This window comes from Psychroflexus aestuariivivens (assembly GCF_004010055.1).
GTDB classification, from domain to species: domain Bacteria; phylum Bacteroidota; class Bacteroidia; order Flavobacteriales; family Flavobacteriaceae; genus Psychroflexus; species Psychroflexus aestuariivivens.
Window position 1 is genome coordinate 86,750 of sequence record NZ_RQVT01000025.1, and the last position, 8,065, is coordinate 94,814.

The window sequence follows — 8,065 nt, forward strand, 5'->3', positions numbered from 1 at the left end:
TTATGGCAAAAATTAGAATTACCAAACAGTTCACTTTTGAAACCGCTCACGCTTTATATGGCTATGACGGTAAATGCAAGAATATTCACGGTCATAGCTACAAACTAGATGTCACTGTGATTGGTGAACCAATTTCAGACTTGCAAAATGCAAAATGTGGAATGGTCATCGACTTTGGCGATTTAAAGAAAATTGTAAAAACTGAAGTAGTAGACAAAATGGACCACGCCATAATTCTGAATAAAGACACACCACATATTGAACTTGCTGAAACTTTGAAAGCCAGCGGACACAATGTAGTGTTAGTAAATTACCAACCTACCAGTGAAAATATGGTGATTGATTTTGCAGATAAAATTCAAAATAAACTCAGTAAAGATTTAAAACTTCACTCTTTGAAATTGAGAGAAACTGAAACTGCTTTTGCGGAATGGTTTGCTAGTGATAATTAAAAATCCGGTTGAAAATCATTAATATCATCTTTTGAGTCTTCGTTTTCTTCAGAATTTTGATTCTCATCGTCACATTCTATTTGAATACTAACTTCTTCAGGTCTTTCGAATTTTTCTTTAGAAATTTCTAGTTCTTCATCTGCATAAACATCTTTCATGTACATTCCCCAAATTGGCAGAGCCATTGTTGCACCTTGTCCGTAGGTAATTGTTGGAAATCTAACGGAGCGATCTTCGCCTCCAACCCAAACACCAGTTGCCAAGTTTGGCACCATACCGATAAACCAACCATCACTTTGATTTTGTGTGGTTCCTGTTTTTCCGGCAATATCATTTTCAAAAGCATAAGGATAACCTGTTACTGCACGTTTGTAATGTGTCAAGTTTTTGGCATACTCAGAGTTTGTTCTTAATCTAGCGCCAGAACCAAATCTAGTGACGCCTTCCAAAAGTTTAATCGTAACATAAGCAGATTCTTCACTCAGTACATCTCTACTTTCAGGTTGATGCTGGTATAAAATCGTTCCATTTTTGTCTTCAATTCTTTGAATAGCGTAAGGTTTTACATAAACACCTTTATTTGCAAATGTGCTATAAGCGGAAACCATATCGTAAACACTAATGTCCGGCGTACCTAAAGCTATAGACGGTACAGCATCAATATTTGAAACATCAACGCCAAGTTTGTCAACTAAATCAATGACATTTTCCGGACCGGTTTTATCTATTAATCTTGCAGTAATGGTATTAATTGATTCTGCTAATGCACGTTTTAAAGTTTTATTACCACCATATTCTCCTCCACTATTCATAGGTGTCCAATCTTCCATTACACCATGTTTTCCCTTAGGAATTGTATAAGGTGTATTTGGCAGTTCATAGCAAGGCGATAGATGCAGTTGGTCAATAGCTGTGGCATAGACAAAAGGCTTGAAGGTCGATCCCACTTGTCTTTTAGCTTGTTTGACATGTTCATATTTGAAAAACTTGTAATTCACGCCTCCAACCCATGCTTTTATTTCTCCAGTTTGGGGTGTCATAGACATCATACCAGTATTCAGAAAAGATTTATAATAACGAATCGAATCTCTTGGGGTCATAATTGTATCGATTTCTCCTTTCCAAGAAAACAAACGCATTTCGGTTTTTGTATTGAATGCTTCATTGATAGAATCTTCTTCTATTCCTCTGTTTTTCATTCGCTTGTATCGATCGGAATTTTTCATTTCCCGATCCAAAATTCTATCGATCTCTGATTGATTTATACTTCTAAAAGGTGCTGTTTTATTGTTTTCATTTTGACGATTGAATTCAGCTTGAAGGTTTTTCATATGTCTCTCCACTGCATCTTCTGCATAAGTTTGCATTTTGGAATCTAGTGTGGTATAAATTTTCAAACCATCTCTATATAAGCTATAAGAAGCTCCATCCGATTTTGGATTATCTTTAATCCAATCTTTTAAGAAATCTTGCAAATAAGACCTAAAATAAGTAGCTAAACCATCATCATGCTGCTCTGGAGAATAATTTGTATCGAGTGCCAAATCCTGAAGAGAATCTTTGACTTTAGTTGTGATATAGCCATTTTTCTCCATTTGCTTCAAGACTTGATTTCTACGAGTGATCGAGTTTTCTTTAAATTTTTCTTTTATAGGGTTATAAAGAATTGGGTTTTTCAACATGGCAACCAGTGTTGCCGATTCTTCAATATTTAAATCTTCAGGTTCTTTTGAAAAATATATTCTTGATGCTGAACGAATTCCTACAGCTTGGTAGAGAAAATCGAATTTATTCAAATACATCGTAATTATTTCCTCTTTTGTATATTGTTCTTCCAAGCGAACTGCAATAACCCATTCTTTGACTTTTTGCTTCAAACGGTTTATTAAGCCAACTTTATTTGGGTCTGTAAATAATTGCTTAGACAATTGTTGAGTAATTGTACTTGCGCCTCCTTTTGAACCGAGATACACAGCAGCTCTAATTGTTCCTTTGGCGTCTATACCCGAATGTGAATAAAAGCGTTCATCTTCAGTCGCAACTAAAGCGTTAATCAGGTGGTCTGGTAAGTCTTGATATTTAACTGGCGTTCGGTTTTCCTTGAAGTATTTTCCTAAAGTTTTACCATCAGAAGATATCACTTCGGTTGCTAAATTAGTTTCAGGGTTTTCTAACTCTTCAAAGGTTGGCATTTTCCCAAATGCGCCCCAGCCGGCCATTAAAAAAATTAAGACGACAGCTAGAATACCTACAGCAAATATTATCCAAAAGCCTAAAATATATTTTTTAAAGCTTGATTTTTTTGTTTTTTTCTCTCCCATTTTTAAAAGGAATTAGTTATTTTTTTTAGCTTCGATACTAAAACCAAAGTCTAAGATTCCACTTAAAGTGTCCAAAGCTTGAACTTCTCCAAATTTACGCATGGCTTGCTCAACTTCTAAAGTGTATTCACCAACTTCATCAAATTTTACGCCATTTTTGTACCACAGTTTACTTTCTTTCACACTTCCAAAACCTTGCCCCATGAGTTCACCATTAGGAAAAGCCATTTCATAAGCCAATGTATCGCTTACTATTTTTCCATTTGGAAAATTCATTTTGGTAATTAAAAACAAGTTACTGAATAAATAATCTTGATTGACTCTTGTATGCAAAAATAAATTATAGGTATTGCTTGTATCTGGTGCTTGAAATTTAAATTTCTGAACATCGGATTTTGCCCATCCTTCATCAAAACTGTTGAATTCTGAGTGAAATTCAGAATTATTACAGGCAAAAATGGATATTATAAAAATAAACAGGAAAATAAATTTAAGACTTTGCATTGTTTTTCTGTGGCTTTCTTTTGCTGTTCTTGTTATTATTGTTGTTAGTATTGTTCGTGTTTTTGGTTGGCTTGCGCTTTTTCTTGCTTCTTTTTTGCTTTTTACCTTTCGCTTTATCGAATCTTGTCAAACTATCCTGTCCTACTACGTTTTCAAATTCAGCTTTATCTGGTAATATTTCTGCTGAAAATTCTTCAAGACTTGCTACAGGATTTTTCTCACGCTGTGCTTTTAGGATAGTTTGAACAGCGTCTGTGTCCAATTCAACCCAATTGTTATATTCTTTTTCGTAAGCGTACCAAAGTTTTCCTTTGAAAATATCGATTTTCTGACAAACAGCTTCTCCCTTTTTGGTGATTAACTTTTGGTCTTGTTTAGGAAAATCTTTAAGCGCTTCCAAATAAGTGTCGAGTTCATAATTCAAACAACACTTCAACTTTCCACATTGTCCAGCTAATTTTAGTGGATTCAAAGAAAGTTGCTGGTATCTGGCAGCCGAAGTTTTCACGGTTCGGAAATCTGTAAGCCAGGTGGAACAACACAATTCGCGGCCACAAGACCCAATTCCACCAAGTCTAGAGGCTTCCTGACGAAAACCGATTTGGCGCATTTCTATTCTGGTTTTAAATTCATAGGCGAATTCTTTGATTAGTTGCCTAAAATCTACGCGCTCTTCAGCGGTGTAATAAAAGATCGCTTTGGAAGCATCACCTTGAAATTCAACATCGCTGATTTTCATTTTCAAACGTAATCTGATGGCAATTTGGCGTGCTTTTACCTTCATCGGTTCTTCTCGATCACGTGCAGTTTGCCAAACATCTATGTCTTTTTGAGAGGCTTTTCTATAAACTTTAGCGATGTCCTCTGCTTTAGGATTTTGCTTTTTCTTTTTCATTTGAACCTTCACCAATTCGCCAGTTAAAGTTACAATGCCGATATCGTGACCTGGTGAAGCTTCTGTCGCGACAATATCTCCGATAGAAAGCGTTAAATCTTCAGTATTTCTAAAAAATTCTTTTCTACTATTTTTAAATCTAACTTCAACACAATCAAATTTTTCTTGGCCATTTGGCAACTCTACATCAGACAACCAGTCGAAAACAGTCAATTTATTGCACCCATCTGTTCCACAAGTGCCGTTGTTTTTGCAACCTTTTGGTTGACCGTCTTTTCCGGTTGAGCAACTGCTACATCCCATAAACTCTATATATAGACGTATTTCTGAATTTGAAATACGATTGATTAATAATTACAATTTTAATAACCGCTAAGATATTAAAATATTGCCAGACGCTGGAAAGACTTCAATATTGGTTTTGGTAGAAGTTATTTTGTGAAAAATTGCCTTCAAATACTTTACTATTTGAAAAATTCAAAGTTTAGTTTTTTTGCGGAATCCATTTTACTTCTTCAGCATTTACGTCTTTCGCTATTTTTCTGGACAACACAAATAAATAATCCGAAAGTCGGTTCAGGTATTGTAAAACTAATTCATCGAAAGCTTCGATTTCATGAAGTGCCGCGGAAATACGTTCTGCACGGCGACAAACGGTTCTTGCAACATGGCAATGTGAAACTGATGGATGACCCCCAGGCAAAACAAAATGAGTCATTTCTGGTAAATCTTCATTCATTTTATCGATTTCTGTTTCAAGAAATTGAACGTCTTCTTTAGAAATTTTTGGAATATTCAACCGCTCTTTTCCGTTTTTCAATTTCGCTTTTTCTGGATCTGTAGCTAAAATTGCACCAACGGTAAATAATTTGTCTTGAATTTTCTCTAAAGTCGATTTGCTATGTTCATCAATATTTTGGTCACGAACTAAGCCAATATTGGCGTTCAATTCATCTACAGTGCCATAGCTATCAATTCTGATATGGTGTTTTGGAACCCGTGTTCCACCGAATAATGCTGTAGTTCCTTTATCGCCAGTTTTAGTATATATTTTCATGTCTTTTGAATTTTGAATGAAACCTTTGAATTCAATTTTTCAAATTCAATTGTTTTCGAAATTTCTTTCAAAAGTAAATATTTTAATGCAACAATTTAAAATCCGAAGCTTTTATTGAAAATGATTCACTTACAAAGTAACTAAAATTCTTGTTTAGCTTCCTCGTAGTATTCCTGAAAAAGCTCTAACATAGCGATTGTTGCTTTGGTTAAATTTTTGGTTTCAAGTAAAACCCCAAAATATAATTTTGAATTTTTTGGGCTGTTTTCGGTTTCGCGAATGCGTTCGATTTGTTTTTGAAGTAAAGCAGAAATTTTGTCTAATAAAGTATTTTCTTTATTAATCAACTTTTTAATTTCATCAAAATCTTGATTATCAAAAGCCTCAATGACTTCAGAATAGACTTCATCCAATGAACGCTGCACATTTTTCAAATCCCGTATTTGGTTGAATTTCAAGTTTTTGTGATTGTTACTCACATGCTTATGACTGCTTCTTGTGATGTATGCGATGGATTGCACCATATCTTGTAAATGATCCAAAGTTAAAACGTAGAATTTGGATGCTTCAACATTGGTATCTTCCAAAGATTTGATGTAGTAAAAAACATTGTCTTTCAATTCATCAATTTCAAATTCCAATTCAGACTGTTTTTTCAAACTCTTTTTGAATCTGGACAAATCATGATAACCCAAATTATTTACAACCTCTAGCAATAAATCGTTGATGCCACGAATGACCTGAATGATATTTTGCGAAGATTCTGTTGTAATTTCATTTATGGTAATAATATCTGTTCGGTTGAATTTCTTTTTGTTTTTTTCAGATTTCACTTTTTTAGAATGTCTGACGGCACTTCTAATGACTGAAGCCAATGCTAACACAACCAAAATTGTGATGGCGTAATATGAGCCGTACCAAATGATGACAGCCAAAATTCCTGCTGCAACAAATGCGATTGCAGCTGTTGCAATCCAACTTCCAATAACATTGAAAACACCGGCAACTCGATAAACCGCACTTTCACGTCCCCAGGCTCTGTCCCCAAATGAAGTTCCCATTGCGACCATAAACGTGACGTAAGTTGTAGATAATGGCAAGGTGAAGTTTGTTGCAATAGAAATCAAAATACTTGCTAAGACCAAATTGACCGAAGCACGAAGTAAATCGAAAGCAGGTTTGGCAACACTTTTTTGGTATTTTAGTGCTTTATCTGGAAAACTGAATCTAGAATTTATTTTCTCCTGAATTGGTTCTGACAATAATTGTGAAAAGGTTTGTCCCACAAATACAGAATACCTGACTGCTGTTCTGGAAAGCAAATTTGGTTTAAATCGCTCTGCACCTTCGCCCTGTCGCCCTAGGTTGACACCAGTTTGAACCACATATTGTGCTTTGCTTGAAAACCACAAAGTAACAACCATAATTCCGCCGGCAATCATCAACAAATAGGTTGGCGTTTGGACTTCTCCTGCTAAACCGTCCATCAAAAATTCTGATGGTAACACACCACTTGCCATAAAAGCCTCTTGCCATAACAAAAACGACTGCCAAGCGGCAATACTCACGCCGATAAAATTGACTAAATCATTTCCAGCAAATGCCAAAGCCAAAGCGAAAGTACCAATGACCACAATCACTTTCAGAATATGGCAATGAAAAACATGAATCAATAGAAGTGAAATAAATGTCCAGAATAAAAAACTAATACCAATGATGAAAAACTTGTTTTGCAGCACAAAATTGACAAAATTTTCATCTAAAAAACTGATGGAATTTGTGCCTTTAATTAAAATAAAATAGGTGATTGCTGCCAGAGAAACTCCACCAAAAATCCCACCGATATGTTTTAGTTTATGCGAATAATCAAAAGAAAACAAAAGCCGGGACACAAACTGAACTATAGCACCAACAGTAAAGGCAATAAAAACGGATAGCAAAATACCTAGGCTAATTTCTGAGGCTTTTTCAACATTGATAAAGCTTTCTAAATTGCTCAAAGTATTGTCGGATTCATAAATTTTCAAAATAGAAATCGCTACAGCTGCTCCAAGCAATTCAAAGACTACAGAAACTGTGGTAGAAGTCGGAATACCTATAGAATTGAAAAAATCAAGCAATAAAATATCTGTAAGTAAAACAGCTAGAAAAATAATGATGATTTCATCGAAATAAAAAAGCTCTGGGTTAAAAATACCTTTTCGTGCAACTTCCATCAAGCCTGAGGAAAATATTGCTCCTACTAAAACACCAAGTCCAGCAACAATCAAAATGGTTCGCATTGGTACTGCCTTAGAGCCAATCGCAGAATTCAAAAAATTGACTGCATCATTACTCACACCTACTATTATGTCGGCAAAAGCCAACACAAACAATAGTACAATAAGTATGATGTAGGTGGTTTCCATTCAAAAAAATAATTTGCAAAATTGGAAAATATTTTAAGTTCTAGTTGCTTTATCTTGTTATCAAATGTTTAAGATATAGTGAGGAAATTTGTTTTAATGTATTGTTTTCGAATTTAATGAAACATTTTTTATTCTGAATTGTAGAATTAAAAATATCGCATATGCCAAAAATAAAAAAACCTCGACTAATGAAAGTCGAGGTTTAAAACAGTGGTGCCTCCAGCCCCGAAGTCTCGGGGGAACCAGATGACTATTTTTTATTTAAAATATCTACTAAAATTTCAGAGTTGTTGATTACTCTTTGTATAAATTTACGGCTTTTCATACGTTTTATGAACTTTTCTAAAAACAATGCATCTTCCCTTGATTGGCATGCAAAAACAAGTTTCAATTCCCAATCACTAGCAACTCTTGTAAAAGCTTTTTTA

The 8,065-nt window shown here is 34.7% G+C and carries 6 protein-coding genes; 1 reads left to right on the forward strand and 5 read right to left on the reverse strand.

The genetic code is table 11. From position 1 onward, the window contains the following. The first annotated feature begins 2 nt into the window (after positions 1–2). On the forward strand, positions 3–452 hold the full coding sequence (gene queD, locus EIG86_RS05950; RefSeq protein WP_127845248.1) for a 6-carboxytetrahydropterin synthase QueD: 450 nt from the start codon (positions 3–5) through the stop codon (positions 450–452). Here the strand turns inward: queD and EIG86_RS05955 are convergent. The 5 genes from EIG86_RS05955 to EIG86_RS05975 form a co-directional block, all read right to left on the reverse strand. Next, a complete protein-coding gene (locus tag EIG86_RS05955) occupies positions 449–2,773 on the reverse strand; it encodes a penicillin-binding protein 1A (protein ID WP_127845249.1) in 2,325 nt (774 codons plus the stop codon). The two genes, queD and EIG86_RS05955, sit on opposite strands and share 4 nt — an antisense overlap. 12 nt (positions 2,774–2,785) lie before the next feature. Continuing rightward, complete coding sequence (locus EIG86_RS05960; protein ID WP_127845250.1) at positions 2,786–3,277, reverse strand: gliding motility lipoprotein GldH; 492 nt, start codon at positions 3,275–3,277, stop codon at positions 2,786–2,788. Then, positions 3,264–4,475 carry a PSP1 domain-containing protein gene (locus EIG86_RS05965; protein WP_127845251.1) on the reverse strand — a complete coding sequence of 404 codons (1,212 nt, stop codon included), beginning with the start codon at positions 4,473–4,475 and terminating at the stop codon, positions 3,264–3,266. The genes EIG86_RS05960 and EIG86_RS05965 overlap by 14 nt, the downstream gene beginning before the upstream one ends. 181 nt (positions 4,476–4,656) lie before the next feature. After that, positions 4,657–5,229, reverse strand: a complete 573-nt coding sequence (locus tag EIG86_RS05970) for a cob(I)yrinic acid a,c-diamide adenosyltransferase (protein WP_127845252.1) — start codon at positions 5,227–5,229, stop codon at positions 4,657–4,659. A gap of 140 nt (positions 5,230–5,369) precedes the next feature. Further along, positions 5,370–7,637 carry an inorganic phosphate transporter gene (locus EIG86_RS05975; protein ID WP_127845253.1) on the reverse strand — a complete coding sequence of 756 codons (2,268 nt, stop codon included), beginning with the start codon at positions 7,635–7,637 and terminating at the stop codon, positions 5,370–5,372. Positions 7,638–8,065: the final 428 nt, after the last annotated feature.

What these genes read in the sequence shown, in the direction of transcription:
- queD (WP_127845248.1), top strand. Translation starts at nt 3, where the DNA reads ATGGCAAAAATTAGAATTACCAAACAGTTCACTTTTGAAACCGCTCAC.
- EIG86_RS05955 (WP_127845249.1), bottom strand. Translation starts at nt 2,773, where the DNA reads ATGGGAGAGAAAAAAACAAAAAAATCAAGCTTTAAAAAATATATTTTA.
- EIG86_RS05960 (WP_127845250.1), bottom strand. Translation starts at nt 3,277, where the DNA reads ATGCAAAGTCTTAAATTTATTTTCCTGTTTATTTTTATAATATCCATT.
- EIG86_RS05965 (WP_127845251.1), bottom strand. Translation starts at nt 4,475, where the DNA reads ATGGGATGTAGCAGTTGCTCAACCGGAAAAGACGGTCAACCAAAAGGT.
- EIG86_RS05970 (WP_127845252.1), bottom strand. Translation starts at nt 5,229, where the DNA reads ATGAAAATATATACTAAAACTGGCGATAAAGGAACTACAGCATTATTC.
- EIG86_RS05975 (WP_127845253.1), bottom strand. Translation starts at nt 7,637, where the DNA reads ATGGAAACCACCTACATCATACTTATTGTACTATTGTTTGTGTTGGCT.